This window comes from Streptomyces sp. NPDC002886 (assembly GCF_042888445.1).
GTDB lineage: Bacteria > Actinomycetota > Actinomycetes > Streptomycetales > Streptomycetaceae > Streptomyces.
This window is the reverse complement of sequence record NZ_JBIAPV010000001.1, coordinates 1167386-1192842: the sequence shown is the minus strand read 5'-3', so window position 1 is coordinate 1192842 and position 25457 is coordinate 1167386. Positions and strand designations below refer to the sequence as shown.

Here is a 25457-nt window from a genome sequence, read left to right as displayed (position 1 = left end):
CATGAGACGTTTCGCACCGCTGGGCCTGCGCACCCGGCTGATCGCCGCCTTCCTGCTGGTCGCCGCCATCTGCGCGGTGAGCACGGCCGCGCTCACCTACCAGCAGGCCCGCAACGCGATCCTCAAGCAGAGCCAGGACACCGCCGTCAGCACCCTGCGCGACCTGGTCGACTCCCAGACCACCCAACTGCCCGTGGGGCAGGCGGAACTCCAGCGCCTCGTCGGGGAACTGGGCAAACGCGGCCAGCCGCACCCCTGGATCGTCTACGGGGAGTACGGAAAGCTCCGCGCGACCTCCAACCAGGGCGGCGCGACCACCTCGCCCACCGTGACGGATCAGCTCCGCGGCCAGGTGACCGCCCATCCGCACGGGGCCTTCCAGCGCACGCAGGACCGCAACGGCAACCTCTCCCTCGTCATCGGCATGCCCGCCGTCTTCAAGTACGGCGAGGACTACGAGAGCACCGGCGCCGTCTTCTACGCCGTCGTGCCCCTGGACAGCGAGCAGACCACCGTCGAAGCCCTGGTCGCCGCCGCCCGCATGGGCGCGGTACCGGGTCTGGCGATCGCCCTGATCCCCGCGCTGCTCGCCGCCCGCAGCGTCCTGAGGCCCGTACGGGACATGCGCAAGGCCGCGCAGCGGCTGGGACGCGGCCGGCTCGACACCCGGATCGAGGTGCGCGGAGCCGACGAACTCGCCGGACTCGCCCGCACCTTCAACGAGACGGCCCGCGCCCTCGAACACTCGGTCAGTGAACTCCGGGAGGCCGAGGCCCGCGCCCGCCGCTTCGCCGCCGACGTCTCCCACGAACTGCGCACCCCGCTCGCCGGGATGCTCGCCGTCACCGAGGTGCTCGACGAAGGCGCCGAGGACCTCGACGCCGACACCGCCAAGGCGCTGCGCCTGATCAGCGCCGAGACCGGGAAACTGGCCGTGCTCGTCGAGGACCTCATGGAGATCTCCCGCTTCGACGCCCGCGCCGCCGAGCTCAACCTCGACGACGTCGACGTCGCCGAGGCCGTCACCAAGACCCTGGAACGCCGCCACTGGACCGACGGGCGGGTCACCACCGACCTGCCCCCGGACGTCCGCGCCCGGCTCGACCCGCGCCGCTTCGACGTGGTCCTCGCCAACCTCGTGGGCAACGCCCTCAAGCACGGCGGGACCCCGGTCCGCGTCGTGGTCCGCACCGCGACCGGGCCGGAGGGAGAACGGCTGGTCGTCGAGGTCGCCGACAGCGGGCCCGGCATCGCCCCCGAGGTGCTGCCGCACATCTTCGACCGGTTCTTCAAGGCCGACGCCGCCCGCACCCGCTCCACGGGCAGCGGCCTGGGCCTGGCCATCACCCTGGAGAACGTCCGCCTGCACGGCGGCACCCTGCGCGCGGCCAACGGCCCCGACGGCGGTGCGCTCTTCACCCTCGACATGCCGTTGGAGGCCCGCGTATGAGCCGGGTGCGCAGGGCCGCGGTCGCGGCCGCGCTGACCGTCCCGCTGCTGCTCGCCGGCGGCTGCGGCATCGCCACCACCGGCGTCGTCGAGAGCGGCCGCGCCGGGACCGTGAAACTGGCCACCGCGACGGACCCGGGCCTGCTGTACTTCATCGCGCCCGACGGCGCGCTCGTCCCGGTCCCGGTCTCCGACCGGATGCGGTGGCCGGACCTCGGCTTCACGATCGGGCTCCTCCTGGAGGGGCCGCCCGAGGCCGCGCGGGAGGCCGGTCTGACCACCGAGATCCCGGTGCCGCCGGGCAAGTCCGCGGACGGCATGGGCTACGTCAGGGCGGCCGTCAAGTCCGACGGCGACGGGAAGACCCTGCGCGTCGTGGTGCCCATCGCGGTCGAGCCGCTGTCCGGCGCGGCGATGCGCCAGCTGGCGTGCACGGCCCTCGCGGCGGCGCACACCACCCCGGCCCCCGAGATCCTCTTCATCGGCACCGAGTCGAAGGAACGGCGCGCCGTGTGCGAAACCCGGCCGGGGATCGCCGCGGACCAGAGCGGCTGAGGTCCGGCCCGGCCGCGCGCCGTCGCGGTCCGCGAACCCTTCCGCCCGCCCGTCGCGCACGGCGGACACGGGTGGCGGAGCCCCCTTGCGGGCCGGGCCGCTCCCCGTCACCGTGTGGCGCATGGACCAAGGACCGGCCCCCGACGTCTTCGACCCGCGCCTCTACGCCGAAGGCGTCCCGTACGAGCGCTACCGCCTGCTGCGGGACCACCACCCGGTGGCCCGGCAGGAGGAGCCGGAGGTGCTCGGCTGGCCCGCCGGCCCCGGCTTCTGGGCCGTCACCCGGCACGCCGACGTGGTCCGGGTGCTGCGCGACCACCGCACGTACTCCTCGCACCTGGGCGCCACCCAGATCCGCGACCCCGACCCGGCCGACCTGCCGTTCCTGCGGCGCACCATGCTCAACCAGGATCCCCCCGAGCACGGGACCCTGCGCCGGACCGTGGCCCGCGCCTTCACCCCGGCCCGCGTCGACGCCTTCGCCGCCCGGGTCCGGGGCCGCGCCCGTACGCTGCTGCGCGCCGCCCGCGACGGCGCCGAGGACGGGGTCGCCGACCTGGTGCGCACCGTCACCGACGAGTACGCCCTGCTGAACCTCACCGACCTGCTGGGCGTCCCGGCCGCCGACCGGGGGCTGCTGCTGGAGTGGACCGTACGGATCATCGGGTACCAGGACCCCGAGGACGCGCCGGCGCCGGTGCTCGGCCCGGACGGGAAGCCGCTGAACCCGCGCTCGCCGGCGCTGCTGGGGGAGATGTTCGGGTACGCCCGCGAACTGGCCGCGTACAAAAGGGCCCACCCCGGCGACGACGTGATGACCGCCCTCGCGCTCGCCGGGCTTCAGGACGCGGAGCTGGAGATGTTCTTCTTCCTGCTCACCGTCGCGGGCAACGACACCGTGCGCAGCGCCGCGCCCGGCGGCCTGCTCGCCCTGGCCCGCGACCCGGACGCCTACGCCGCACTCGCCGACGGACGGGTCCCGCCGGACCGGGCCGTCGAGGAACTCCTGCGCGTGCACCCGCCGGTGCTGAGCTTCCGCCGCACCGCGGCCGCCGACACCGAGCTCGCCGGACGGCGGATCCGGGCCGGGGACAAGGTGGTGGTCTTCCACGCCTCCGCCAACCACGACGAGCGCGTCTTCACCGACCCCGGCCGCCTCGACCTCGGTCGCGCACCGAACCCGCACGTCTCCTTCGGGGACGGCCCGCACGTGTGCCTGGGCGCCCATTTCGCGCGGCTCCAGCTGCGCGTGCTCTACGAGGAGTGGGCCGCCGGCATGCCGGTACCGGAACTGGCGGGGGCGCCACGCCGGTTGGTGTCGAACTTCATCAACGGGATCACACGGCTGCCGCTGCGGGTGTCCGGGCCGGGCCGGTGACGTCGGCGACCAGTTCCGTCACATCGGGGCCGTAGGCATCGGAGTTGATCACCTTGAGGAGGAGGCAGAAGGAGTCGTCGCCGTAGGATTCGGTCAACTTCCGCTGGTTCCGCGCCAGGTAGCGGGCCGCGGCCTGGTTGCTGATGGCGGTCTGCCCGCACAGCAGGAACACCGGCCGGGACCCCCGCCCGGTCGTCAGCCGCGCCAGCAGCACGTACTCGGTGAGGCCCTTGACCCAGCGGTAGGTCTCCCCGCCGACGGTGATGGCCCCGCGGTCCGGAACCGGCTCGCTGGAGACGATGATCCGCACCCCGGGGAGCATGGAGGCCAGATGGGCCGTGGTCCGGGCGTTGGACGAGGGCCCGCCCACGCAGAACTCGGCCCGCTCGCCGAAGCCCTGACGTGCTCCGTCGTGGCTGACGATCTGCACGTTCGCCCCGCAGTCCTTGATTAGGGCGGATATCTCCAGCAGGGCGAAGGCGTCGTTACGGTGCAGGGAGGAATCGGTGCCGCCCATCTGCCGGTTGACCACGAACAGGCAGTCCGAGCCGGTCGGCAGCCCGAAGAAGGCCTGCTTGCGGCGCAGCGCGCGGCGCCACAGATAGGTTCGGGTGAACCATCCGAACCCTCCGCTGAAGGCGGTCGCGATCACCCCGAGCACGATGTTGCGGACGTCCTCATTCATGCGGCGGATCGTAGCCGTCACGCCGCCGTCATGACGCTTTGGGTGCGGGGAAGTTACGCTGCCGCTCCAAGGTCTGGCAGGCAGTCGACTGGAGGAACCGAATGCGTGGTCCCGCCGCACGTCACTTAGCGCTTCTCGCGCTCGCCGGGGCGCTCGTCTCGACCGGGGCGGGTGCCCCTCCGTCGCGGAGCGCCACCCCGCAGAAGGTCCCGGTGGCCGCCGGCTACGGCGGGGCCGTCGCCAGCGTCGACGCCGATGCCAGCGCGGTCGGCATCGCCGTCCTGCGCAACGGCGGCAACGCCGTGGACGCCGCCGTCGCGACGGCCGCCGCGCTCGGGGTCACCGAGCCGTACTCCGCCGGCATCGGCGGGGGCGGGTACTTCGTGTACTACGACGCCCGGTCCCGCCGGGTCAGCACCATCGACGGCCGCGAGACCGCCCCGGCGACGGCCACCGCCGGGCTGTTCCAGGAGAACGGCAAGCCGATCCCCTTCGCCGAGGGCCAGACCAGCGGCCGCGGCGTCGGAGTCCCCGGTACCCCGGCGACCTGGCAGAGCGCGCTGGAGACCTGGGGCACCCTTCCCCTGGGCCAACTGCTCAAGCCCGCCGAGAGACTGGCCCGCCGGGGCTTCACCGTGGACAGCACCTTCCGGTCCCAGACCGAGCTGAACGAGGCCCGGTTCAGGGACTTCCCCGACACGCGCCAGCTCTTCCTGCCCGGCGGCGCCCTGCCGGTGGTCGGCTCCACCTTCAAGAACCCCGACCTGGCCGACACGTACGCCGAGCTCGGCCGCAAGGGCGCGGGCGCGCTCTACCGGGGCCGGCTGGCCGAGGACATCGTCCGGGCCGTGCGCACGCCCCCGGTGGACCCGGACGCCACCCGGGTGGTCCGCTCCGGCGATCTGACCACCGGGGACCTGCGGGCGTACGCGACCAAGCGGCAGGACCCGACCCGCGTCGGGTACCGGGGCCTGGACGTGTACAGCATGGCCCCGTCCTCCTCCGGCGGGACCACCGTCGGCGAGGCGCTGAACATCCTGGAACGCACCGACCTCGGTGAGCTCACCGAAGCCCAGTACCTGCACCGCTTCATCGAGGCCTCCCGGATCTCCTTCGCCGACCGGGGCCGCTGGGTCGGCGACCCGGCCGCCGAGGAGGTGCCCACGAAGGAGCTGCTCTCGCAGGCCTACGCGGACACGCGCGGCTGCCTCATCGACCCGGCCAAGGCGCTGACCAGTCCGCTGGCTCCGGGCGACCCCCGAAACCCGGTCGCCTGCGGCGGCTCCGGGCAGGCCGCCCCGACCACGTACGAGGGGGAGAACACCACGCACCTGACGGTCGCCGACCGCTGGGGCAACGTGGTCTCCTACACGCTGACCATCGAGTCGACCGGCGGCAGCGCCATCACCGTCCCGGGGCGCGGCTTCCTGCTCAACAACGAGCTGACCGACTTCTCCTTCGCCCCGGCGGCGCCCGGCGTCCCCGACCCCAACCTGCCGGGCCCGGGCAAGCGGCCGCGCTCGTCGATGTCCCCGACCATCGTGCTGGAGAACGGGCGCCCGGTGCTGGCGCTGGGTTCCCCGGGCGGGGCGACCATCATCACCACGGTGCTCCAGACCCTGACCGAGCACCTGGACCGCGGGCTGCCGCTGGTCGAGGCCATCGCGGCGCCGCGGGCCAGCCAGCGCAACCAGACCACCACCGAGCTGGAGCCGGAGCTGTGGAACAGTCCGGTCCGGGCGGAGCTGGCGGCCCTCGGCCAGGGCTTCCGGCAGAACCCGGAGATCGGTGCGGCCACCGGGGTCCAGCGGCTGCCCGACGGGCGGTGGCTGGCCGCGGCCGAGACGAGCCGGCGGGGCGGAGGCTCGGCGATGGTGGTGTATCCGTACGGGAGGCCGTAGGCCCTGAGAAGCGGTAGGCCCCGGGCGGCGGTAGGCCTTACGGGGCGGTGAGGATCCTCGGACCGGCGGCGGTGATCGCGACCGTGTGCTCGGCGTGCGCGGCGCGGCTGCCGTCCACGGTCCGCAGGGTCCAGCCGTCCGGGTCGCAGGCGTAGTCGTCCGTACCGCCCGCGACAAGCATGGGCTCGATCGCGATGACCATGCCGGCGCGCAGCTTCGTACCCTGTCCTGCCGGGCCCTCGTTGGGCACGCCCGGCTCCTCGTGCATGGAGCGTCCGACGCCGTGGCCGCCGAAGCCGTCGGGGATGCCGTACCCGGCCTTGCGGCAGACGGTGCCGATGGCGTGGGCGATGTCGCCGACGCGGTTGCCGGGCCGGGCGGCGGCGATGCCCGCCGCGAGGGCGGCCTCGGCGGTCGAGATGAGCCGCAGGTCGGCGGGGCGGGCCCGGCCCACCGTGAAGCTGACGGCGGCGTCGCCGACCCAGCCGTCCAGTTTCGCGCCGCAGTCGATGCTGACCAGGTCGCCGTCGCGGAGCCGGTAGTCGTCGGGGATGCCGTGCACGATCGCGTCGTTGACGGAGGCGCAGATCACGGCGGGGAAGGGCACCGGGGCGAACCGCGGCCGGTAGCCCAGGAAGGGCGAGCTCGCGCCGGCCTCGCGGAGCACCTCGCGCGCCGCCAGGTCGAGCTCCAGCAGGGAGACCCCCACGGCGGCCCGGTCCCGGACGGCGGCGAGGGCGTGGGCGACGACGCGGCCCGCGGCGCGCATCTGGTCGATCGATCGGTCTGTCTTCAGTTCCACCATGCCAATAACTATACCGGTATAACTGTAACGGGATACTTATTGGGTTCCGGGGTAGGATGAGGGCATGGTCCGTACCCCCCTCACCCCCGAAGAGCGCGAGCGCGGCGAGCGGCTCGGCGCCCTGTTGCGCACGGCCCGCGGCGGCCGCAGCATGGTCGAGATCGCGGCCAGTGCCGGGCTCTCCGCCGAAACCCTCCGCAAGATCGAGACCGGCCGGGCCCCGACCCCGGCCTTCTTCACCGTCGCCGCCCTGGCGGGGGCCCTGGGGCTCTCGCTGGACGAAGTGATGCGGCGCTGCGCCCTCGTGCCCGTGTAGGGGTCCGGGAGACCGGTCGGGTGCAGCGGGCGGGCGGGTGGCGGCCGTTCGGCCGCCGGACCCTCCCTCCGGCGTGCCGTTAGAGCGGGCCCGGCGGGCCGAACGGCTCAATCGGCGGTGGGAGGACCGGGGCGCGGGGCAAGCGTGAAGGCGTGTCAGACATGAACGCATCCACATCCAAGCGACTCGGCCTCGGACTCGTGGGCGCCCTCCTCGCGGGCGGCCTGCTGCTCGCGGCATGCGCCGTTCCCGAGGGCCGGGCCCACGCCGGGGACCCGGGCGACGTGGTCTTCCGCCACCCGGGCGTCGTCGTCAGCCACACCCGGCTCCAGCACGCGAAGCAGATGGTCGCGGCCGGCAAGGAGCCCTGGAATTCGGCGTACCGGGCGCTCCTGAAGAGCCGCTACGCCTCCCTCGACTACCAGCCCCACCCGGCCGACGTGGTGCCCTGCCCCTTCAACTCGGGGCCGCAGTCCTGCCTCGACGAACGGCAGGACGCGATCGCCGCGTACACCCACGCCCTGTTGTGGTCCGTGAACGGCAAAGCCTCCCACGCCCGCAAGGCCGTGCAGATCATGGACGGCTGGTCCGCCGTGATGAAACGTCACGCCGAGGACAACGCCGGCCTCCAGGCCGCCTGGTCCGGCTCCACCTGGGCGCGCGCCGCCGAGATCGTCCACGCCGACTATCCGAGCTGGGGGGAGGGGCGGGTCGCCCGCTTCAAGGAGATGCTGCGCACGGCCTACCTCCCGGCCGTCCGCGCGCAGGTGCCGGCGTACAACGGCAACTGGGAGCTGGCGATGACGGACGCCGCCCTGGGCATTTCGGTGTTCCTGGAGGACCGGGCCGTCTTCCAGGAGTCCCTGGAGCGGTTCCGGGAGCGGGTCCCGGCGTACTTCTACCTCAAGCGGGACGGCGCGCACCCGCTGCCCCCGCCGCGCACCGCCATCGACTCGCCGGACAAGGTGACGGCGTACTGGTTCGGCCAGGGGACGTACGTGGACGGTGTCGCCCAGGAGACCTGTCGCAACCTGATGCACGTCGGCTACGCGCTCGCGGCGTCCGCGCACATCGCGGAGACGGCCTGGCACCAGGGCGTCGACCTGTACGGGGAGCAGGGCGAGCGGCTCCGGGCGGCACTGGAGTTCCACGCGAAGTACCAGCTGGGGGCCGAGGCTCCCGGATGGCTGTGCGGCGGCAAGCTCGAGCGCACGATGGGACCCGACCTGGAAGTCGCCCTTCAGCACTACGCGGTGCGGACCGGAGCGAAACTCCCGTACACCCGCGAGCTGGTCGAGAAGACCCGGCCGGCCGGGACGGACGACCTGTTCGTGGCGTGGGAGACCCTCACCCACGGGGAGGCGGTGCGGGGGTAGCCGGCCGGGCTACGCGTCGACGGGGCGCCAGGCCGGACCGTCCGCCTCCCCGTCCTGCCGCACCTGCCCGAAGACCACGTCGGCGAAGTGGCCGCCGAAGCCGATGGTGCCCGGCTCCGCCAGTTCGGCCACGAGCCGGCGGCGGTGGGCGGCGGTCCGGGCGAGGTCGTGGTCGAAGGCCGAGGACCAGTCGGGGTGGTCGATCTGGATCGGCGAATGCACGGCGTCGCCGAAGGCGATCAGGCGCCGGCCGCCCCCGGTGATGACGTATTCGGCGTGCCCGACGGTGTGGCCGGGGGTGATCCGCACGTGGACCCCGGGGAAGATTTCCTGTCCGTCGGCAAGCGTGCTCACGCGCGGTGCGAGGGCCGCGACCCGCTCGGCCGTACCCTCCGCCGCGAGGAGGTCGAGCCGGTCCCACTCGGGCGCGGCGATCAGGTACTCGGCGCGGGAGAAGAGGGGCTCGACCTCGCCGGGGGCGGGGTGGACGGCCCAGCCGATGTGGTCGGAGTGGAGGTGCGTGAAGGCCACCGCCTCGATGTCCCCGGGGGCGAGGCCGAGTTCGGCCAGGGAGTCCGGGAGCGTGCCCCCGTGGATCGCGGCGACGGGGCCGTCCGGGGCGCGGTGCGTCTGCGGTCCGAAGCCCGCGTCGATCAGCAGCGCCCGCCCGCCGTGCTGCACCAGGAGGGCGCCGACGCTCGCCACGAGGTGGCCCGCGGGGTCCAGGTACTCCGGGTGGGCGCTCCACACCTCGTCGGTGGTGTCCGGGAGCAGGGGCAGCGGCCGCAGCCGTACGTCGCCGTCGGGTACGTAGGAGACCTTCGTGTCGCCCAGCCGCAGCGAGCGGATTCCCGAGGGGCGGTGCAGGCGTTCTTCGCGGGTCGCTGTCGTGGTCGTGGTCGTGGTCGTGGTCGTGGTCGTCAAGTCGGGCATCGGAGCTCCTTCGTGAGGGATCGCCAGGTTTCCGTCGGCCGGTCTGCCGGAGCGGTGAGGCCAACCATAAACATCAAGTTTGAATCATTCAAGTTGTAAATATTCTGGCTTGAGGGACTTGTTAAACTGGGGCCATGACGACACCTCCCGAGCACCAGGCCATCGCCGAGCGGCAGCTGTGCGGGCTGGTGGACGGGCTGGCCCACCGGATCGCCGAGCACGTGCGGGAGCGCGCCGCCACTCTGGGTCTCACCGCGTCCCAGGCCACCGCGCTGCGGGAGATGAGCGGGCCGATGGCCATGCGCGAGCTCGCCGAGCGCATGAGCTGCGAGCCCTCCAATGCCACCTTCGTCGTGGACAAACTGGAGAAGCTGCTCCTGATCGAGCGGCATCCGCACCCCACCGACCGCCGTGCCAAGCAGCTCGTCCTCACACCCGAGGGCGCCGCCCTGCGCACCCGGCTCCTCGACCTCCTCTCCGTGGACTCGCCGGTGTCCGGGCTCGCCCCGGAGGAGCAGGGCCTGCTCAAGAGCCTGCTGGAACGAGCCGTCACCTCCCGCTGACCGGGCCGCGTAGGGTCGGGCGCATGACGATCGAGGAGCTGGGCAGAGCGAGGTACGTCAGTCTCACCACCTTCCGCAAGAACGGCACGGCGGTGGCCACGCCGGTGTGGGCGGTGGCGGACGGCGAAGAGCTGTACGTGTGGACGCGCGACGACGCGTGGAAGGTGAAGCGGATCCGCAACGACGGGCGGGTCACGGTCGTGGCCTGCGACGTGCGCGGGCGGGTGGCCGAAGGCGCCACGGTCGCCGAGGGTGAGGCGCGGCTGCTGGACGCGGCCGGGCTCACGCGGGTGCGAAAGCTGATGGGACGCAAGTACACGTGGCAGTTCTGGATGCTGGACGTGCCGGCCGCGATCGTCCGGCGCGGGCGGCCGCACATCGCGATCGCGGTCAGGCTTGCCCCGCCCGCCGTCAACCTTTGAGACTCCTGTAGCCCGCCCGTAACACGGGTGGGATCCAATGCGGGGATGGAGACCGCGACTTCGCAGGTGATCGGACAACTCTCCGGATACATGCGGGGGTTGACGCAGCGACTGGATCCCGGGGCGGGCTGGTACGGAGAGTTCCTGCGGCGGGACCCGCAGGGGATGCGGGCCTGTCTGGACGGGGCCGCGATGCCGCCCTGGGACGTACTGGAGTCACTGCTCGGCGACTTGGCCGCATCGACGGGCGCGACCGCGCTCGCCCGGGAGACGCAGTACGCGGCCGGTCTGCGGGCCGCCGCCGTCGGGATCTGGGACCGGCTGCCGGGCGGCGTGGAGGAACTGCGCACGCTGCTCGCCTCGGCCGCGGAACAGCGGGCCCAGGCCCGGGAGGGCCTGCGCGTGCTGTCGGCGCTGCTCGCGGAAACGGCGGACCCGGCGCAGGCGCAGGCCCTGTCCCGGGAACTCTCCTGGATCCGCGACGACGCCGCCCGCGCGGCGGCCCGCCACGATGACCTGACGGCCCGCCTGGAGGCGGTGGCCCCGGGGACCGCCGTGCGCCCGGAGGGCGACTGGCCCGGACACCCGGCGCAGGCGCGGCCGGAGCCCCTGAACTCGGTGCCCGCACAGCGCGCCGCGCCGTCCCCGGGAGTGGTGCCCGCCGGTGCGTGGCCGGGCCCGCGGGGCGCCGACGCGCGGCCGGGTTCGCGGGATGCGGAAGGGTCCGGGGGGCCGGCGCATGCGCAGGGCGGGGCCGCGGGTGCTGTACCGGGCGCTGGGCCGGGCCCTGCCTCGGGCCGGGTGTCGGGCGGGGCTGCGGGCGCTGTACCGGGCCGGGCGCGGGACGCGGCTTCGGATGCGACAGGGATCCGGGCGGCGGGCGCGGAATCCGCCCCGACGTCCACCCCGGCATCCGGCGCGGCATCGGGTCCGGTGCCGACAACGGTGGGGGAGCCGGTCGGGCGGGCCGAGGGGCGGTGGCTGCGCGGTGCGCGGCGTAGCGGCGGGGCCCGGTACGCGGGGGCGGCGATGCCCGAAGCCGAGGTCGTCACAGTGCCCCCGGGGCACCCTTCGTCCACCCCGCCCCTGCGCGGCGCCCGCTTCGGGCGGCCCACCCGCGCCTCGGGCGAGCCGGCCTCGGCGGGGGAACCGGGGTCGGGGCACGCCGCCCCGCACGCGGGCTCCGAAGGCCCGCTCTCCGGACATCCGTCCGCCGCCGCGGGCGAGGGCGGCCACGCCGGATCCGGGCCGACGGGTGGACAACCCGCAGCCGCGCAGCCGGAGGCGGCCTGGAGCCCGGCTGCCGCCTGGCCGGACGGCGACTCCGACTCCGATTCCACGGGCCAAGGCGACCGCCGGCCCACCACCCCGGCTTGGAGCACGGGGCACGACCCCGCGCCAGGCAGCGGCCCCGCCCCCGGCAGCGACCCTGCGCCCGGCAGGGCTCCCGCACCCGGCTGGGCTTCGGCCTCCGGCTCGGGCCCCCGGCCGCATCCGCAGGGCGAGCCCGATCCGTGGCCGGACCGCGCCCCCGACGGCTCCACCCACTGGCCCGCGCCGCCCACTGCCGCCGGCCCGCACGGTGGCGCCGGGGTGTGGGACGCCTCGACCTCTGCCGCCGACCCGCACGGCGCGCCCGCCCCGTGGCAGGCCTCCGCCGCCGGTCCGCAGGGCGTGTCCGGTGGCTCCGCCCCGGGCGGCAGCCCGCACGGCGGGCCCGCCCAGTGGGGCGGGGTGCCCCGTGGCTTCGTGGAGGGGCTCGTGGCCCTGCGGGCGCAGGGGCGGAGCGGGGAGGCGCACGCCCTGCTCTGCGAGGCCGCCGCAGGGCCCGCCGAGCAGCTGGTGCGGCTCGGGGAGGAACTGGGGCGGGCCGGGCTGGCCGCGGACTGGGCCAGCCTGCTCTGGGAGGCGGCCTCGCTGCCGCCCGCCCGCTTCGCCGCGGCCGCCGCCGCGCTCGGGCCGGCCGACCGCGAGGCCCTGCTGCGCCAGGGCGCCGCCCGCCCGGCGGCCGAGATCGCCGAGGCGGCCCTCGTGCTCGCCGAGGGCGGCCACACCCCGGAGGCCGACGCCCTGCTCGCCGCCTTCGTCCGGGTCCGCACCGCCGAGGAGTCGGCCCGGCTCGCCCGCCGTGACCCCCGATGGTTCGCGCCCCGGCTGATCCGCGCCGCCGAAGCCCTCTCGGGGGCTCATCACCGCGACCTGTTGCACGCCCTTCGAGTCGCGAATCTGCCCGTCGCCTGACCGGAAACGACCACGTGCCGACGTAACTCCTGCGTTTGGTGATCCACTACTCCAACCGCGCAACGCGGTCTTGCCCCGGGCCTGGCCGAGGCCTACCTTCAACTCCCTACGCGCAGCCGTCGTACACCCTCTACGTGCGTAGAAGCCGGCGTACCCCGTCGCGAGGAGCAGCTCATGGCCCAAGTCGTCCGCGCCGCACTCGTCCAGGCCACCTGGACCGGAGACACCGAGTCGATGATCGCCAAACACGAGGAGCACGCCCGCCGGGCCGCTGCCCAGGGCGCCAAGATCATCGGCTTCCAGGAAGTCTTCAACGCCCCCTACTTCTGCCAGGTCCAGGAGCCCGAGCACTACCGCTGGGCCGAGGCCGTCCCCGACGGCCCCACCGTCCAGCGGATGCAGGCACTCGCCCGCGAGACCGGCATGGTGATCGTCGTACCGGTCTTCGAGCTGGAGTCCGAGGGCTTCTACTACAACACCGCCGCGGTCATCGACGCCGACGGCAGCTACCTCGGCAAGTACCGCAAGCACCACATCCCCCAGGTCAGGGGATTCTGGGAGAAGTACTACTTCCGCCCGGGCAACCTCGGCTTCCCCGTCTTCGACACCGCGGTCGGCCGCGTCGGCGTCTACATCTGCTACGACCGCCACTTCCCGGAGGGCTGGCGCGAACTGGGCCTCAATGGCGCCCAGTTGGTCTATAACCCGTCCGCCACCTCCCGTGGCCTGTCCGGGTACCTGTGGCAGCTGGAGCAGCCCGCCTCCGCCGTCGCCAACGAGTACTTCGTCGCCGCCATCAACCGCGTCGGCCAAGAGGAGTACGGCGACAACGACTTCTACGGCACCAGCTACTTCGTCGACCCGCGCGGCCAGTTCGTCGGGGAGGTCGCCAGCGACAAGGAAGAGGAACTCCTCGTCCGAGACCTCGACTTCGACCTCATCAAGGAGGTCCGCGACCAGTGGGCCTTCTACCGCGACCGCCGCCCCGACGCCTACGGAGGGCTCGTACAGCCGTGACCAACCCGATCCCCCTGCACAGCCGGCACCGCTCCGTCCTGCCCGACTGGCTCGCGCTCTACTACGACCGCCCCATCGAACTCACCCACGGGGAGGGCCGCCACGTCTGGGACGCGGACGGCAACCGCTACCTCGACTTCTTCGGCGGCATCCTCACCACGATGACCGCCCACGCCCTGCCCGAGGTCACCAAGGCCGTCGCCGAACAGGCCGGGCGGATCATCCACTCCTCCACCCTCTACCTCAACCGCCCGATGATCGAACTGGCCGAACGCGTCTCGGCGTTGTCCGGCATCCCCGACGCCCGGGTCTTCTTCACCACCTCCGGCACCGAGGCCAACGACACCGCCCTGATGCTCGCGACGACGTACCGCCGGTCCAACCAGATCCTGGCGATGCGCAACAGCTACCACGGCCGGTCCTTCTCCACCGTCTCGATCACCGGCAACCGCGGCTGGTCCCCGACCAGCCTCTCGCCGCTCCAGACGTACTACGTGCACGGCGCGGTCCGCACCCGGGGCCCCTTCGCCCACCTCGACGACACCGCCTTCACCGCCGCGGCCGTCGCCGACCTGGAAGACGTACTGGGCCAGGCCCGGGGCGGGGTCGCGGCCCTCATCGCCGAGCCGATCCAGGGCGTGGGCGGCTTCACCTCCCCTCCCGACGGGCTCTACGGGTCCTTCCGCGAGGTCCTCGACCGGCACGGCATCCTCTGGATCAGCGACGAGGTGCAGACCGGGTGGGGCCGGACCGGCGAGCACTTCTGGGGCTGGCAGGCCCACGCCCAGAACGGGCCGCCGGACATCATCACCTTCGCCAAGGGCATCGGCAACGGCATGTCCATCGGCGGAGTCGTGGCCCGGGCCGAGGTGATGAACTGCCTCGACTCCAACTCCATCTCCACCTTCGGCGGTTCACCGGTCACCATGGCGGCGGGCGTGGCCAATCTCGGCTACCTCCTCGAGCACGACTTCCAGGGCAACGCCCGCCGTGTCGGCGGTCTGCTGCTGGAGCGGCTGCGGGCCGTCGCCGCGACCGTGCCCGCCGTACGCGAGGTACGCGGCCGGGGCCTGATGGCCGGACTGGAACTGACGAAGCCCGGCACCGACCAGGCGGACCCGGACGCGGCCGCCGCCGTACTGGAGGCCGCCCGGAAGGGCGGCCTGCTGCTCGGCAAGGGCGGCGGCCACAACACCAGCGTGCTGCGCATCGCGCCGCCGCTCTCCCTCACCGTCGCCGAGGCGGAAGAGGGCGCCGAAATCCTCGCCGAGGCCCTCCGCATCCTCAACTAGCACCGGGGGAGACGTACATGAGCAGCATCCGCACCCTGATCCGCGGCGGCCTCGTCATCACCGCGTCCGACGAGCTGCACGCCGACGTGCTGATCGAGGACGGCCGCGTCGCCGCCCTCGCTGCACACGGCACGGCGGCCGCCGAGACGTGGACGGCCGACCGGACGATCGACGCGAGCGGGAAGTACGTCATCCCCGGCGGGGTCGACGCCCACACCCACATGGAGCTGCCCTTCGGCGGCACCGCGGCCTCCGACACCTTCGAGACCGGCACCCGCGCCGCCGCCTGGGGCGGCACCACCACCATCGTGGACTTCGCCGTCCAGACACCGGGCCACGCCCTGCGCGAGGGCCTCGACACCTGGTACGACAAGGCCGACGGCAAGTGCGCCGTCGACTACGCCTTCCACATGATCCTCTCGGACGTCAACGAGCGGACCCTGAAGGAGATGGACCACCTGGTGGGGGAGGGCGTCACCTCCTTCAAGCTGTTCATGGCCTACCCGGGGGTCTTCTACAGCGACGACGGCCAGATCCTGCGCGCGATGCAGCGGGCCTCGGGCAACGGCGGGCTGATCATGATGCACGCCGAGAACGGCATCGCGATCGACGTCCTGGTCGAACAGGCCCTGGCGCGCGGGGAGACGGACCCCCGCCACCACGGCGAGGTCCGCAAGGTCCTCCTGGAGGCGGAGGCCACGCACCGCGCCATCCAGCTCGCCCGGGTGGCGGGCTCCCCCCTGTACGTCGTGCACGTCTCGGCGGAGGAGGCGGTCGCTGAGCTCGCGGCGGCCCGTGACAAGGGCCTGCCGGTCTTCGGGGAGACGTGCCCGCAGTACCTCTTCCTCTCCACGGACAACCTGGAGGAGCCGGACTTCCAGGGCGCCAAGTACGTCTGCTCCACGCCACTGAGGCCGCGCGAGCACCAGGCGGCGCTGTGGCGGGGTCTGCGGACCAATGACCTCCAGGTGGTCTCGACAGACCACTGTCCCTTCTGTTTCCGGGGCCAGAAGGAGCTCGGCCGCGGCGACTTCTCCAAGATCCCGAACGGGCTGCCGGGGGTGGAGAACCGCATGGACCTCCTCCACCAGGCCGTCCTGGACGGGCGCATCAGCCGCCGCCGCTGGATCGAGATCGCGTGCGCGACCCCGGCCCGGATGTTCGGCCTCTATCCGCAGAAGGGCACCATCGCGCCGGGTTCCGACGCCGACATCGTCCTCTACGATCCGCATGCCGAGCAGGTCATCTCCGCCGAGACGCACCACATGAACGTGGACTACTCGGCGTACGAGGGCAAGCGGATCACCGGACGCGTCGACACGGTCCTCTCGCGCGGCGAACTCGTCATCGACCGCAGGGAGTTCACGGGCCGGGCCGGCCACGGGGCCTTCATTCCCCGCTCCACCTGTCAGTACCTGTAAGCCGCAAGCCCGCACGCAGCAAGGAGCAGCCAGCCATGGACTTCGGCCTCGTCCTGCAAACCGATCCGCCCGCCTCCCAGGTGATCAGCCTCATGAAGCGCGGCGAGCGCAACGGATTCCGCTACGGCTGGACCTTCGACTCCGCGGTGCTCTGGCAGGAGCCGTTCGTCATCTACAGCCAGATCCTCGCCAACACCCAGCGCATGCACGTCGGTCCGATGGTCACCAACCCGGGCACCCGCACCTGGGAGGTGACCGCCTCCACCTTCGCGACGCTGAACGACATGTACGGCAACCGCACCGTGTGCGGGATCGGCCGCGGGGACTCGGCGATGCGGGTCGCCGGCCGCGCGCCGAACACCCTGGCCCGGCTCGGCGAGGCCATCGACGTCATCCGTGACCTGGCGGAGGGGCGTGAGGCCGAGGTCGACGGGAAGCCGCTGCGGATCCCGTGGATCCGGGACGGAAAGCTGCCCGTCTGGATGGCGGCGTACGGGCCGAAGGCGCTGGCCCTGGCCGGGCAGAAGGCGGACGGGTTCATCCTGCAGCTCGCGGACCTCTACCTCACCGAGTGGATGATCAAGGCAGTACGGCAGGCCGCCGTAGAGGCCGGCCGGGACCCGTCCGCGATCACCATCTGCGTGGCCGCCCCGGCGTACGTCACGGCCGACGACTCGGCGCAGGCCCTGGCGCACGCCCGTGACCAGTGCCGCTGGTTCGGCGGCATGGTCGGCAACCACGTCGCCGACCTGGTCTCCCGCTACGGGGAGCACTCCTCGATGGTTCCGGAGGAGCTGACGGAGTACGTCAAGTCCCGCCAGGGCTACGACTACAGCCACCACGGCCGCGCCGGAAACCCGTCCACCGACTTCGTCCCCGACGAGATCGTGGACCGCTTCTGCCTGCTGGGCCCCGTCGAGGCCCACATCGAGAAACTCCGCGCCCTGCAGGCCCTCGGCGTCCATCAGTTTGCCGTCTACGACATGCACGACGCCCGCGAAGCCACCATCGACGCGTACGGCTCCGACATCATCCCGGCGTTCGGCTGACAAGACCCCGAATCGCAGAGGCGGGCGGACCCGGTCGGTGACGGTGGGCGTGTCATCCCGACGGGGCGACGTTCGGCACGGTAGATCAGGCAGGACCCTCACCGAGCCAGACACCGCCCCGGAGGTTCCATGCCGAAAAGCGGCGCGCCCCGCATCGACGTCCCGAGTGAGGCCCCGGCGCGGGCGTCGCTCGTGCTGGCGTCCCTGATCATCGTTGCCGCAGTGGCCAACCTGAACCTGTCGGTGGCCAACGTGGCGCTGCCCGCGATCGGGAAGGCCTTCGACTCCTCCCAGAGCTCGCTGAACCTGGTCGCCGTGGGGTACTCACTCGGCCTGGCCGCATCGGTCCTCTACCTGGGTGCGGTCGGCGACCGCCACGGGCGCAAGCTGCTGCTGCTCCTCGGCACCGCCCTGTCCGTCCCCGCCTGCCTGCTCGCCGCGTCCGCGCCGAACGACACGGTCCTGGTGCTGGCCCGGATCCTCGGCGGGCTCTCGGCCGGCATGGCCTACCCGACCACACTGGCGCTGATCACCGCCCTGTGGGCGGGGCCCGGGCGGACGAAGCCGATCGCGCTGTGGTCGGCCCTGGGCGGCGGGATCTCCATGCTCGGGCCGGTGATCGCGGGCGCGCTGCTCGAACGCTTCTACTGGGGATCGGTGTTCCTGATCACCCTGCCCCTCGCCGTGGTCGCGCTGGTCATGGCCCTGCTGTTCGTCCCCGCGCACGCCAACGAGTCGGCCGAACCGGTGGACAACCTCGGCGGCATCCTGTCCGTCCTCCTGATCGCGGGACTGGTGCTGGCGATCAATTTCGCCGCCGTCCCCCACCAGGGCGCCCTGGTCATCGGGCTCGTCGTGATCGCCCTGGCCGCCGGAACGGCGTTCTTCCTGCGTCAGCGCCGGGCCCCCAACCCGTTGTACGACCTCCACATCGCCGGACGGCGCACGTTCTGGGTCGCCGCGTGCGCGGGAATCATCGTTTACGGCGCCATGATGGGATCGGCCTTCATCAGCCAGCAGTACCTGCAGAACGTGCTCGGGTACGACCCCGTCGAAGCCGGGGCCTCCATCCTTCCCCTCGTCGTGATGATGGTGCTCGTGGCGCCACGGTCCGCGAAGCTGGTCGAGACGCGCGGCGCCCGCACGACCCTCCTGATCGGCTACGCGTTCCTCTTCCTCGCCTTCGGCTGGATGCTGCTGTTCTGGGGCGAGCACAGCCACTACTGGCACATCGGCCTCGCCTACGTGCTCACCGGTATCGGCGCCGGCCTCGCCGGGACGCCCGCCTCCCACTCGCTGACCGGATCGGTGCCCGTGCGGCGGGCCGGCATGGCCTCCGGCACCGCCGATCTGCAACGGGACCTCGGCGGGGCCGTCATGCAGTCCGTCATGGGCCTGCTCCTCACCGCCGGCTAGGCCTCGGCCTTCAACGCGGCGATCACCGCCTCCCGCGAGAGCAAGGAGGTGTCGGACCAGGTCCAGAGCGAGCTGACGAAGTCGTTCGCCTCCGCCGGGCAGGTCGCCCAGCAGCATCCCCACTACGCCGACCAGATCGTCGAGGCAGCACGCCGGTCGTTCCTCCACGGCGACGACTGGGCGTACGCCGTCGGCCTGGCCGCGATCGGCCTGGGCGCCATGCTGATCTTCTTCATGTACCCGCACCGGGACGCCGAGCGGGAACTCCTGGGGCGCTACTACGCCGAGGACTCCGCCTCCGCCGCCACCGAGAGGGCGAGCGGACCGGGAGCCTGAGAGCCGTACGGTCAGCCGGTCGCCGACCGTGCCTCCCGCACCCCAGTTGAGCCGTTCGGTTCGGGAGAACACCCCATTGGGTCAGTGGCAGTCGTGCCACCGGGCCATGGCAATCCGGTGGTGCTGTCGTGGTGGCGCGGATTGCGTGTCCCCGCCAGTACCCAGGGAGCGGTTCAGTGGAAGCCAGCAGCAGTGACCGTGGCCGAACGCCCGTTGTTCCTCCTCCGGCCGTCCGGCACGAACTGCCGAGGCTCACATGAACAGCGCGATCGCGATCCTGGCGGACACCCCTGCGCAACTGCTCCCCGCCCGCCAGCTCATGGCCTTCACCCTGGCCTCCCACATCCTGCTCGTTCCCTTCGGCGTGGCTCTTCCCGCCATCACCCTGCTGATGCACTACCGCGGGCTGCGCAAGGGAGATCCGGTCGCCCTGCTGCTCGCACGGCGCTGGTCGGCGGTCATGGCGGTGCAGTTCGCCATCGGCATCGTCACCGGGACCGTGCTCTCCTTCGAGTTCGGCCTGCTCTGGCCGGGCCTCATGGGCCGGTGGGGCGATGTCTTCGGCCTCGGGTTCGGGGTCGAGGCGTGGGCGTTCTTCCTGGAGGCGATCCTCATCGCCATCTACCTCTACGGCTGGCGGAGACTGAAGCCGTGGACGCACTTCTGGCTGGCCCTGCCCCTGCCGCTGACGGCACTGCTGGGCGCGTTCGGCATCATCGCCGCGAACTCCTGGATGAACACGCCGCGCGGCTTCTCGCTCGACGCGGGCGGCAACCCCGTGGACATCGACGTCCGCAAGGCGATCTTCACGCCGATCTTCGGCCCCGAGTACTGGCACTTCGTGGCGGGTGTCGTCCTCACGGCGGGCTACGTCGTGGCCGGGGTGTACGCCGTGGGCTGGCTGCGCGGCCGGCGTGACCACTACCACCGGCTCGGCTTCACCGTTCCGTTCACCGTCGCCGCGATCCTCACCCCCGTGCAGTTCGTGCTCGGGGACTCCATCGCCCGCTCGGTGTTCCAGGAGCAGCCGGTGAAGTTCGCCGCCACCGAGTTGGTCTGGAAGACCGGCACCCACCAACCGGAGTACCTGTTCGGACGCCTGCATGAGGACGGAACGGTCTCCGGCGGGCTCAAGTTCCCCCAACTGGACTCGATCCTCGCCGGTTTCAGTCCGGACACCCGGGTGACGGGTCTGTCGTCAGTCCCCGCGAGCGACCGCCCCACGGCGGCCCAGGCCACGATCGCCCACTGGGCGTTCGACATCATGGTGTCGATCGGGAGCGCGCTCCTCCTGCTCGCGTTCTGGTACGGCTGGTGCTGGCTGCGGCGACGCGACCTGCCGACTTCCCCATGGTTCTTCCGGTGCGCCGCCGTGGCGGGGGCGGCCTGCCTGCTGACGGTGGAATGCGGCTGGATCACCACCGAGGTGGGGCGCCAGCCCTGGATCGTGTACGAGAACATGCGGGTGTCCGAAGCCGTCACGGACACCCGGGCCGCGTCGCTGTGGACGATGCTCGCCATCGTCATCGTGGTCTACGCACTGATCTTCGGGACCTTCCTGGGCGTCCTGCTCAAGATGCGCACCCGCTGGCGGATCGCGGACGAACAAGAGGGCGCTGCCCAGGCCGCCGGCACTCCGGAAAGCGACGCTCCCTACGGGCCCCGCCGGGCGACCGTCGCGGCCGCACCGGATCACGATCACGGTTCCGCTCGTGGTGACGGAGGAGGACGATGATCCAGGACGTCGTGGCCTGGGTGCTGCTGGCCGCGGTCGCCGCCTACGCCTGTGCGGGCGGGACGGACTACGGAGCCGGGTTCTGGGACCTCTTCGCGGGGGGCACAGTACGGGGCAAGCGGCCCCGGTGGCTGATCGACCACGCCATGGAGCCCGTCTGGGAGACGAACAACGTCTGGCTCATCTTCGTCCTGGTGTTCATGTGGACGGGTTTTCCGGTCCTGTTCCAGACGCTCTTCACCGCCATGTGGCTACCCCTGGCGCTCGCGGCCCTGGGGCTCGTCCTGCGCGGTGCCGGCTTCGCCCTCCGCAAACCCATGACACGCCTCGCGCACCGCAAGATCTACGGCAGGACGTTCGCCGTCTCCTCCCTCCTGGTGCCCTTCTTCCTCGGGGCGGTCGTTGGCGGGCTGGCCACGGGCCGGGTCGCTCCGGGGACGAAGGCGTCCGCTGACGCGTGGACCAACGGGACCTCCGTGCTCTGCGGCCTGCTCACCGTCGCCGCGACCGCCTTCCTGGGGGCGGTGTTCCTCACCGCCGACGCCCGCCGCTTCGACGCCCCCGACCTCGTTCACTACTTCCGGATGCGGGCCTGGTACGCCCTCGGGTTCATCGCCGTCCTGACCGCCGTCGGCCTCGTCGTCACGCACCACGACGCGCGCTACGTCTACGACGGTCTCACCGGCGGCGTCGGCCTGGCCTTCGTCCTGGCGGCCGCCGTCTTCGCCGCGGCCACGGCCGGGCTGCTCCACCGCACGGCCACGGGCTGGGCGAGGATCACCGCGGTCGGGAGCGTCGCCCTCGTCGTCATCGCCTGGGGGCTGGCCCAGCGCCCCTATCTCATCCCCACCTCGCTGACCGTGGACCAGGCGGCCGGAGCACCGACGACACTGCGCTGGCTGCTCCTGGTCACGGTCATCGCGATCGTGCTCGTCGGACCGCCGCTGGTCCTGCTCTACCGCCTGGACACCAGCGGCGCCCTGCAACCCCTCGCCGACGACGACCTGCGCCGCACGGCCGTGAACCGGGATCCGGGCCGGCACCGCTGACCACCGCTTCCGTGGTGGCCCGCGGCTCCCGGCCCGTCGCCGCGTGCCTGCTTCCTGCCCTCAGCCGACCGTCGCCGCCGGCTCCGCCGCACGTTCCAACTCCGGCGCTTGGAGGGCGCTCTTGAGGGCCTGGAGGAACTGAACCGCCTCCCTGCCGTTGACGACCCGGTGGTCGAAGGCCAGGCCCACGTGCACGTACCGGGCGGCGACCACCGCGTTGTCGGCGGTCAGTTCGAGCACGGTCTGTACGGCGCCCAGCGAGACCATGCAGGTCTGGCCGGGGAAGATGATGGGCTGGGTCAGCAGCACGTCCTCGTCGTTGTTGAGCGACAGGGTGATGGCCGCGCCCATGAGTTCGCTGCCGCGGAAGTTCCCGCGCAGCGCCGAGAAGCGGAAGTCCTCCAGCTGCTCGGCGACTTCGACCGCGGAGAGCCGGTCCGCGTCCCGTACGACCGGGATGTACAGGCCGTTGCCCAGGTCGACCGTGACGCCCACGTGGGACTGCTCCGCGAGCAGTGCGTACCCGTCCTCGTCGTAGGTGGCGAAGAAGGCTGGGAAGGCCGCGCGCAGCGCGGCGAGCTGGGTGATCAGCACGGCGGGCAGACCGATCGCCGTCCCCGAGCGGGCCGAGAGCTCCTTGGCGGCCGCCTCGGCTGCGTCGACCCTCATCCGTACGACGGTGAAGGACGCCGGGACCGTACGGTGCGACTCGGTGACCACCGCGCCGATTGCCCGCTGGTGCTGACTCAACTCGATTCGGTTGGAAGGAAGTTCATCGGAGGCTCCGCGGCGCGCCACGAGCGCCTCGACGTCGGAGCCCTTGATGATCCGCTTGCCGAGGGAGCGCAGCTCCTCCTCGGTGACGCCGGACTCGGCGGCCTGGGTGCGTGCCTGCGCCGTGAGGACGAAGTCCGCGCCCTCCCCGGAGGTGTCCGTACGGGTCGCGGCGGCTGCCTCGGCGGCGGCCAGGAAGGCGTCGCGGGCGGCCGCATCGGCGAAGATCCGGCCGATCACGGCGCCGGGCGGCACCTGCTCGCCGGCCTTGACCGCCTGGTGCAGCACTCCGTCGTGCTCGCTGACCAGGTCCTCGGCGGCCTTGGACGTCTCCAGCGTCAGAAGGTCGTCGTCCTTCGTGACGGTGGCGCCGTCCTCGGCGAGCCACTCGACCAGGTCGTACTGGGCGTCGTTGTTGTTCAGCTTGGGAACGGTGATCTCGATCATTGAGCCAGCTCTTTCAGGGCCAGTTCCAGGGACTCGCTGCTCACCAGGACGTCGCGCTCCAGGTGGAGGGCCGTCGGGATCACCGAATCCGCGGAGTGGACGAGACGGACGGGGGCGCGGAGGCTGTCCCAGCAGGTGGAGTACAGCTGGTGGGCGACTTCGGCGCCCCAACTGCCGCCGGGCGGGGCGTCCTCCACGACGCAGACGCGGCCCGCTCGTGCGACGGGCTCCGCCAACAGCCTTGCGTCGAACGGGTAGAGGGCGGACGGTACGTAGATCTCGCAGGCGATCTCGTGCTTCAGGAACAGCTCGCGTGCCGCGTCGACGGCGCGCTGGGCCAGGCCGCCGGGCGCGACGATGACGAGTTCGGGGGCGGTGTCCTCGATGAACAGCCGGGCCACCGGGAAGGGGTCCTCGCCGGTGAACTCCAGCGAGAACAGGTCCCCGACCGGGCCGCCTTGGTGGCGGCGCTCGGTGTAGAGCACCTTGTCCTCGAAGAAGATGCAGGGCTTGCCCAGCTCGACCATCCCTTCCACGACCTTCGCGTTGTCGTGGAAGGGCGACAGCTCGAACAGGTGCAGATCCGGTACGCCGAGGAAGTGCTTCTGCGGGCTCTGGCTGTGCGTCGGGCCGTAGCCGCGCCGGCCGCCGACCGGGCAGCGCACCACGAGGTGCATCGGGTGGGTGGCGCCGTACATGGAGACGGACTTGGCGGAGAAGTTCACGATCTGGTCGAAGGCCAGCGTGATGAAGTCCCCGAACATCATCTCGGCGATCGGCTTGTTGCCGGTGAGGGCGAGGCCGTTGGCGACGCCCAGGATGGCGTTCTCGCTGATGGGCGTGGTCAGCACCCGGTCGGTGAAGCGGTCCGAGAGCCCCTTGGTGATGTTGAAGGCACCGCCGTACGGGTCGAGGACGTCCTCGCCGATCAGATAGACGTCCTCGTGGGACTCCATCACCCGGTGCATGGCCTGGTTCAGGTTCTCGCCCACGCGCTCGTTGCGCTTCATGCGGTCTCTCCAGCCACCAGCGGGCGTGCCAGGACATCGGCGGCCACTCCGGCGATCAGTTCTCGTTGCTCTTCGTCGTGCCGGTCGAAGCGCTCGGGGTCCTCCGCGCGCAGCGCGTCGTACCAGTCGCGCGCGCGGGCCGCCTCGATCTCCCGCGCCGGGCGGGTGTCGTCGCCCTTGCTGTGCGGGCCGAGCCGTACGGTGTCGAACTCCACGACGAGCGGCATGTGCTGGTGGCGCACCCGGTCGATGAGCGGGGCCAGCTCGGCGCGGATGTGGCGTACGTCGTTGCTCGTCACCCGGTGGTGGTCGACGTCGAAGGCGCGGGCCCGGCCCGCGACCGTGCCGGCCATGTTGACGCTGCCCGGCGTGGTCTGGGAGATCCCGTTGTTCTCGACCACCACCAGCAGCGGCAGCTCCCACAGCCGGGCGATGTTCAGGGCCTCGTACACCGAGCCCTCGCCCCAGGTCCCGTCGCCGATGTAGACGACGGCGACGTGCGGCAGGCCGGCCCGCTTGAAGTGCAGTGCCGCACCCGCGGCGACCGGCAGGCTCTCGCCCTGGATGCCGGTGGACAGGTAGTTGTCCCGGAAGATGTGCTGGCTGCCGCCCACGCCCCCGCAGACGGCTCCTTCGCGGCCGGTGATCTCGGCGAGCAGCCCGGCGGGGTCGGCGAACCGGGCGAGGTAGTGGCCGTGGCCCCGGTGGTTGCTGAAGAGGAAGTCGCCGGTGGAGAGCAGCGGATTCAGGGAGACCGGGATGTACTCCTGGCCGAGACAGGTGTGCGTCGTACCGTTGAGCTTCCCTTCCGCGAACAGGTCGAGCAACTTCCACTCGAAGTGCCGGATCATCAGCAGGGAGGCGAGGTCGCTGTCCCTGAGGGAGGCGAGGTCGCCGTCCCTGAGGGGGGCCGGCGCCGTACCCGACGGGGCCTGCTCGGTGAGCGTCACGCCGCCACCCCCTTGCTCAGCAGCACCTCGCGCACCGCGCCGACCGACTTCATGGCGCGCAGGTCCTGCCGCGAGAAGGCGACCTTGTACTGCTCTTCCAGGGTGACGATCAGCTGCATCTGCTTCAGGCTGTCCCAGCGGTCGTCGCGCACAGGGCCCAGGCTGTCGTCGACTTCCCCCAGGGGTATGGCGAGCACATCCGAGATGACCGCTTCAAGCTTCATAAGGCAAGCACTCCAGAAATCGCGATGGCAACCGAGTCCCTCGGGCCGACCACCACTAAATCCAACCTTCGCGAAGGTTTCAAATAAGATCGGGAATCTCGATGGAAGCTGCC

Annotated in this window: 24 protein-coding genes; 17 read left to right on the top strand and 7 right to left on the bottom strand. The window is 72.1% G+C overall.

Features of this window, described 5'->3' with window-relative positions; genetic code table 11:
• The first annotated feature begins 1 nt into the window (after position 1).
• The 3 genes from ACFYYB_RS05385 to ACFYYB_RS05375 all read left to right on the top strand — a co-directional run bounded on the left by ACFYYB_RS05385 (position 2) and on the right by ACFYYB_RS05375 (position 3382).
• Positions 2-1450 carry an ATP-binding protein gene (locus ACFYYB_RS05385; protein WP_389433303.1) on the top strand — a complete coding sequence of 483 codons (1449 nt, stop codon included), beginning with the start codon at positions 2-4 and terminating at the stop codon, positions 1448-1450.
• The gene (locus ACFYYB_RS05380; RefSeq protein ID WP_389433302.1) at positions 1447-2004 is read left to right on the top strand and encodes a hypothetical protein; all 558 of its coding nucleotides are present in this window, start codon (positions 1447-1449) and stop codon (positions 2002-2004) included. The genes ACFYYB_RS05385 and ACFYYB_RS05380 overlap by 4 nt, the downstream gene beginning before the upstream one ends.
• Before the next feature lie 121 nt (positions 2005-2125).
• Positions 2126-3382, top strand: a complete 1257-nt coding sequence (locus ACFYYB_RS05375; protein ID WP_389433301.1) for a cytochrome P450 — start codon at positions 2126-2128, stop codon at positions 3380-3382.
• Here ACFYYB_RS05375 and ACFYYB_RS05370 read toward each other — a convergent pair.
• Complete coding sequence (locus tag ACFYYB_RS05370) at positions 3342-4067, bottom strand: hypothetical protein (protein ID WP_389433300.1); 726 nt, start codon at positions 4065-4067, stop codon at positions 3342-3344. The two genes, ACFYYB_RS05375 and ACFYYB_RS05370, sit on opposite strands and share 41 nt — an antisense overlap.
• A 101-nt stretch (positions 4068-4168) precedes the next feature.
• On the opposite strand from ACFYYB_RS05370, the gene ggt reads away from it, so the two are divergent.
• Positions 4169-5968, top strand: coding sequence for a gamma-glutamyltransferase (ggt, locus tag ACFYYB_RS05365; protein WP_389433299.1), 1800 nt, complete (start codon positions 4169-4171; stop codon positions 5966-5968).
• A 37-nt stretch (positions 5969-6005) separates the two neighbouring features.
• On the opposite strand, the gene map is transcribed toward ggt, so the two are convergent.
• Complete coding sequence (gene map / locus ACFYYB_RS05360; protein ID WP_389433298.1) at positions 6006-6773, bottom strand: type I methionyl aminopeptidase; 768 nt, start codon at positions 6771-6773, stop codon at positions 6006-6008.
• Positions 6774-6837: 64 nt separating this feature from the next.
• Between map and ACFYYB_RS05355 the strand changes: the two genes are divergently transcribed.
• Both ACFYYB_RS05355 and ACFYYB_RS05350 read left to right on the top strand, forming a co-directional pair.
• Positions 6838-7089, top strand: coding sequence for a helix-turn-helix domain-containing protein (locus tag ACFYYB_RS05355; RefSeq protein WP_266885146.1), 252 nt, complete (start codon positions 6838-6840; stop codon positions 7087-7089).
• 161 nt (positions 7090-7250) lie between these two features.
• Positions 7251-8465 carry an alginate lyase family protein gene (locus ACFYYB_RS05350; protein WP_389433297.1) on the top strand — a complete coding sequence of 405 codons (1215 nt, stop codon included), beginning with the start codon at positions 7251-7253 and terminating at the stop codon, positions 8463-8465.
• Between the two features lie 9 nt (positions 8466-8474).
• Here ACFYYB_RS05350 and ACFYYB_RS05345 read toward each other — a convergent pair whose 3' ends face one another.
• The gene (locus tag ACFYYB_RS05345; protein ID WP_389433296.1) at positions 8475-9398 is read right to left on the bottom strand and encodes an MBL fold metallo-hydrolase; all 924 of its coding nucleotides are present in this window, start codon (positions 9396-9398) and stop codon (positions 8475-8477) included.
• A gap of 134 nt (positions 9399-9532) precedes the next feature.
• Here ACFYYB_RS05345 and ACFYYB_RS05340 point away from each other — a divergent pair, with 134 nt between their 5' ends.
• The 11 genes from ACFYYB_RS05340 to ACFYYB_RS05290 all read left to right on the top strand — a co-directional run bounded on the left by ACFYYB_RS05340 (position 9533) and on the right by ACFYYB_RS05290 (position 21939).
• A complete protein-coding gene (locus tag ACFYYB_RS05340) occupies positions 9533-9961 on the top strand; it encodes a MarR family winged helix-turn-helix transcriptional regulator (RefSeq protein ID WP_389433295.1) in 429 nt (142 codons plus the stop codon).
• Positions 9962-9984: 23 nt separating this feature from the next.
• Positions 9985-10383: a PPOX class F420-dependent oxidoreductase gene (locus ACFYYB_RS05335; RefSeq protein ID WP_389433294.1), complete on the top strand. Its 399-nt coding sequence runs from the start codon at positions 9985-9987 to the stop codon at positions 10381-10383.
• Positions 10384-10428: 45 nt separating this feature from the next.
• Positions 10429-12624, top strand: coding sequence for a hypothetical protein (locus tag ACFYYB_RS05330; RefSeq protein ID WP_389433293.1), 2196 nt, complete (start codon positions 10429-10431; stop codon positions 12622-12624).
• Between the two features lie 174 nt (positions 12625-12798).
• Complete coding sequence (locus tag ACFYYB_RS05325) at positions 12799-13641, top strand: nitrilase-related carbon-nitrogen hydrolase (protein ID WP_389433292.1); 843 nt, start codon at positions 12799-12801, stop codon at positions 13639-13641.
• Positions 13638-14933, top strand: a complete 1296-nt coding sequence (locus tag ACFYYB_RS05320) for an aspartate aminotransferase family protein (RefSeq protein ID WP_389433291.1) — start codon at positions 13638-13640, stop codon at positions 14931-14933. The genes ACFYYB_RS05325 and ACFYYB_RS05320 overlap by 4 nt, the downstream gene beginning before the upstream one ends.
• Before the next feature lie 17 nt (positions 14934-14950).
• Positions 14951-16354, top strand: a complete 1404-nt coding sequence (gene hydA, locus ACFYYB_RS05315) for a dihydropyrimidinase (protein WP_389433290.1) — start codon at positions 14951-14953, stop codon at positions 16352-16354.
• Between the two features lie 35 nt (positions 16355-16389).
• Positions 16390-17403: a TIGR03842 family LLM class F420-dependent oxidoreductase gene (locus tag ACFYYB_RS05310; protein ID WP_389433289.1), complete on the top strand. Its 1014-nt coding sequence runs from the start codon at positions 16390-16392 to the stop codon at positions 17401-17403.
• A gap of 129 nt (positions 17404-17532) precedes the next feature.
• A complete protein-coding gene (locus ACFYYB_RS05305) occupies positions 17533-18819 on the top strand; it encodes an MFS transporter (protein WP_389433288.1) in 1287 nt (428 codons plus the stop codon).
• A gap of 48 nt (positions 18820-18867) precedes the next feature.
• The gene (locus ACFYYB_RS05300) at positions 18868-19155 is read left to right on the top strand and encodes a hypothetical protein (RefSeq protein ID WP_389433287.1); all 288 of its coding nucleotides are present in this window, start codon (positions 18868-18870) and stop codon (positions 19153-19155) included.
• Between the two features lie 256 nt (positions 19156-19411).
• Positions 19412-20890 (top strand): cytochrome ubiquinol oxidase subunit I, encoded by a 1479-nt coding sequence (locus ACFYYB_RS05295; protein WP_389433286.1) that lies wholly within the window; start codon positions 19412-19414, stop codon positions 20888-20890.
• Positions 20887-21939 carry a cytochrome d ubiquinol oxidase subunit II gene (locus tag ACFYYB_RS05290; protein WP_389433285.1) on the top strand — a complete coding sequence of 351 codons (1053 nt, stop codon included), beginning with the start codon at positions 20887-20889 and terminating at the stop codon, positions 21937-21939. The genes ACFYYB_RS05295 and ACFYYB_RS05290 overlap by 4 nt, the downstream gene beginning before the upstream one ends.
• Before the next feature lie 60 nt (positions 21940-21999).
• Here the strand turns inward: ACFYYB_RS05290 and ACFYYB_RS05285 are convergent, their stop codons facing one another.
• The 4 genes from ACFYYB_RS05285 to ACFYYB_RS05270 are packed head-to-tail and all read right to left on the bottom strand — an operon-like array spanning position 22000 to position 25344.
• Entirely contained in the window at positions 22000-23160 is a 1161-nt protein-coding gene (locus ACFYYB_RS05285; protein ID WP_389433284.1) for a 2-oxo acid dehydrogenase subunit E2, read from the bottom strand.
• On the bottom strand, positions 23157-24170 hold the full coding sequence (locus tag ACFYYB_RS05280) for an alpha-ketoacid dehydrogenase subunit beta (protein WP_389433283.1): 1014 nt from the start codon (positions 24168-24170) through the stop codon (positions 23157-23159). Before ACFYYB_RS05280 ends, ACFYYB_RS05285 begins: the two co-directional genes overlap by 4 nt.
• Positions 24167-25120: a thiamine pyrophosphate-dependent dehydrogenase E1 component subunit alpha gene (locus ACFYYB_RS05275; protein WP_389433282.1), complete on the bottom strand. Its 954-nt coding sequence runs from the start codon at positions 25118-25120 to the stop codon at positions 24167-24169. Before ACFYYB_RS05275 ends, ACFYYB_RS05280 begins: the two co-directional genes overlap by 4 nt.
• Complete coding sequence (locus ACFYYB_RS05270) at positions 25117-25344, bottom strand: acyl carrier protein (RefSeq protein ID WP_389433281.1); 228 nt, start codon at positions 25342-25344, stop codon at positions 25117-25119. The genes ACFYYB_RS05275 and ACFYYB_RS05270 overlap by 4 nt, the downstream gene beginning before the upstream one ends.
• Positions 25345-25457 lie beyond the last annotated feature (113 nt).

Coding starts and splice junctions, on each gene's coding strand:
- ACFYYB_RS05370 (WP_389433300.1), bottom strand. CDS start 4,067: ATGAATGAGGACGTCCGCAACATCGTGCTCGGGGTGATCGCGACCGCC.
- ACFYYB_RS05350 (WP_389433297.1), top strand. CDS start 7,251: ATGAACGCATCCACATCCAAGCGACTCGGCCTCGGACTCGTGGGCGCC.
- ACFYYB_RS05345 (WP_389433296.1), bottom strand. CDS start 9,398: ATGCCCGACTTGACGACCACGACCACGACCACGACCACGACCACGACA.
- ACFYYB_RS05355 (WP_266885146.1), top strand. CDS start 6,838: ATGGTCCGTACCCCCCTCACCCCCGAAGAGCGCGAGCGCGGCGAGCGG.
- ACFYYB_RS05295 (WP_389433286.1), top strand. CDS start 19,412: ATGAACAGCGCGATCGCGATCCTGGCGGACACCCCTGCGCAACTGCTC.
- ACFYYB_RS05305 (WP_389433288.1), top strand. CDS start 17,533: ATGCCGAAAAGCGGCGCGCCCCGCATCGACGTCCCGAGTGAGGCCCCG.
- ACFYYB_RS05285 (WP_389433284.1), bottom strand. CDS start 23,160: ATGATCGAGATCACCGTTCCCAAGCTGAACAACAACGACGCCCAGTAC.
- ACFYYB_RS05325 (WP_389433292.1), top strand. CDS start 12,799: ATGGCCCAAGTCGTCCGCGCCGCACTCGTCCAGGCCACCTGGACCGGA.
- hydA (WP_389433290.1), top strand. CDS start 14,951: ATGAGCAGCATCCGCACCCTGATCCGCGGCGGCCTCGTCATCACCGCG.
- ACFYYB_RS05380 (WP_389433302.1), top strand. CDS start 1,447: ATGAGCCGGGTGCGCAGGGCCGCGGTCGCGGCCGCGCTGACCGTCCCG.
- ACFYYB_RS05375 (WP_389433301.1), top strand. CDS start 2,126: ATGGACCAAGGACCGGCCCCCGACGTCTTCGACCCGCGCCTCTACGCC.
- ACFYYB_RS05280 (WP_389433283.1), bottom strand. CDS start 24,170: ATGAAGCGCAACGAGCGCGTGGGCGAGAACCTGAACCAGGCCATGCAC.
- ACFYYB_RS05385 (WP_389433303.1), top strand. CDS start 2: ATGAGACGTTTCGCACCGCTGGGCCTGCGCACCCGGCTGATCGCCGCC.
- ggt (WP_389433299.1), top strand. CDS start 4,169: ATGCGTGGTCCCGCCGCACGTCACTTAGCGCTTCTCGCGCTCGCCGGG.
- ACFYYB_RS05330 (WP_389433293.1), top strand. CDS start 10,429: ATGGAGACCGCGACTTCGCAGGTGATCGGACAACTCTCCGGATACATG.
- ACFYYB_RS05270 (WP_389433281.1), bottom strand. CDS start 25,344: ATGAAGCTTGAAGCGGTCATCTCGGATGTGCTCGCCATACCCCTGGGG.
- ACFYYB_RS05310 (WP_389433289.1), top strand. CDS start 16,390: ATGGACTTCGGCCTCGTCCTGCAAACCGATCCGCCCGCCTCCCAGGTG.
- ACFYYB_RS05340 (WP_389433295.1), top strand. CDS start 9,533: ATGACGACACCTCCCGAGCACCAGGCCATCGCCGAGCGGCAGCTGTGC.
- ACFYYB_RS05290 (WP_389433285.1), top strand. CDS start 20,887: ATGATCCAGGACGTCGTGGCCTGGGTGCTGCTGGCCGCGGTCGCCGCC.
- map (WP_389433298.1), bottom strand. CDS start 6,773: ATGGTGGAACTGAAGACAGACCGATCGATCGACCAGATGCGCGCCGCG.
- ACFYYB_RS05335 (WP_389433294.1), top strand. CDS start 9,985: ATGACGATCGAGGAGCTGGGCAGAGCGAGGTACGTCAGTCTCACCACC.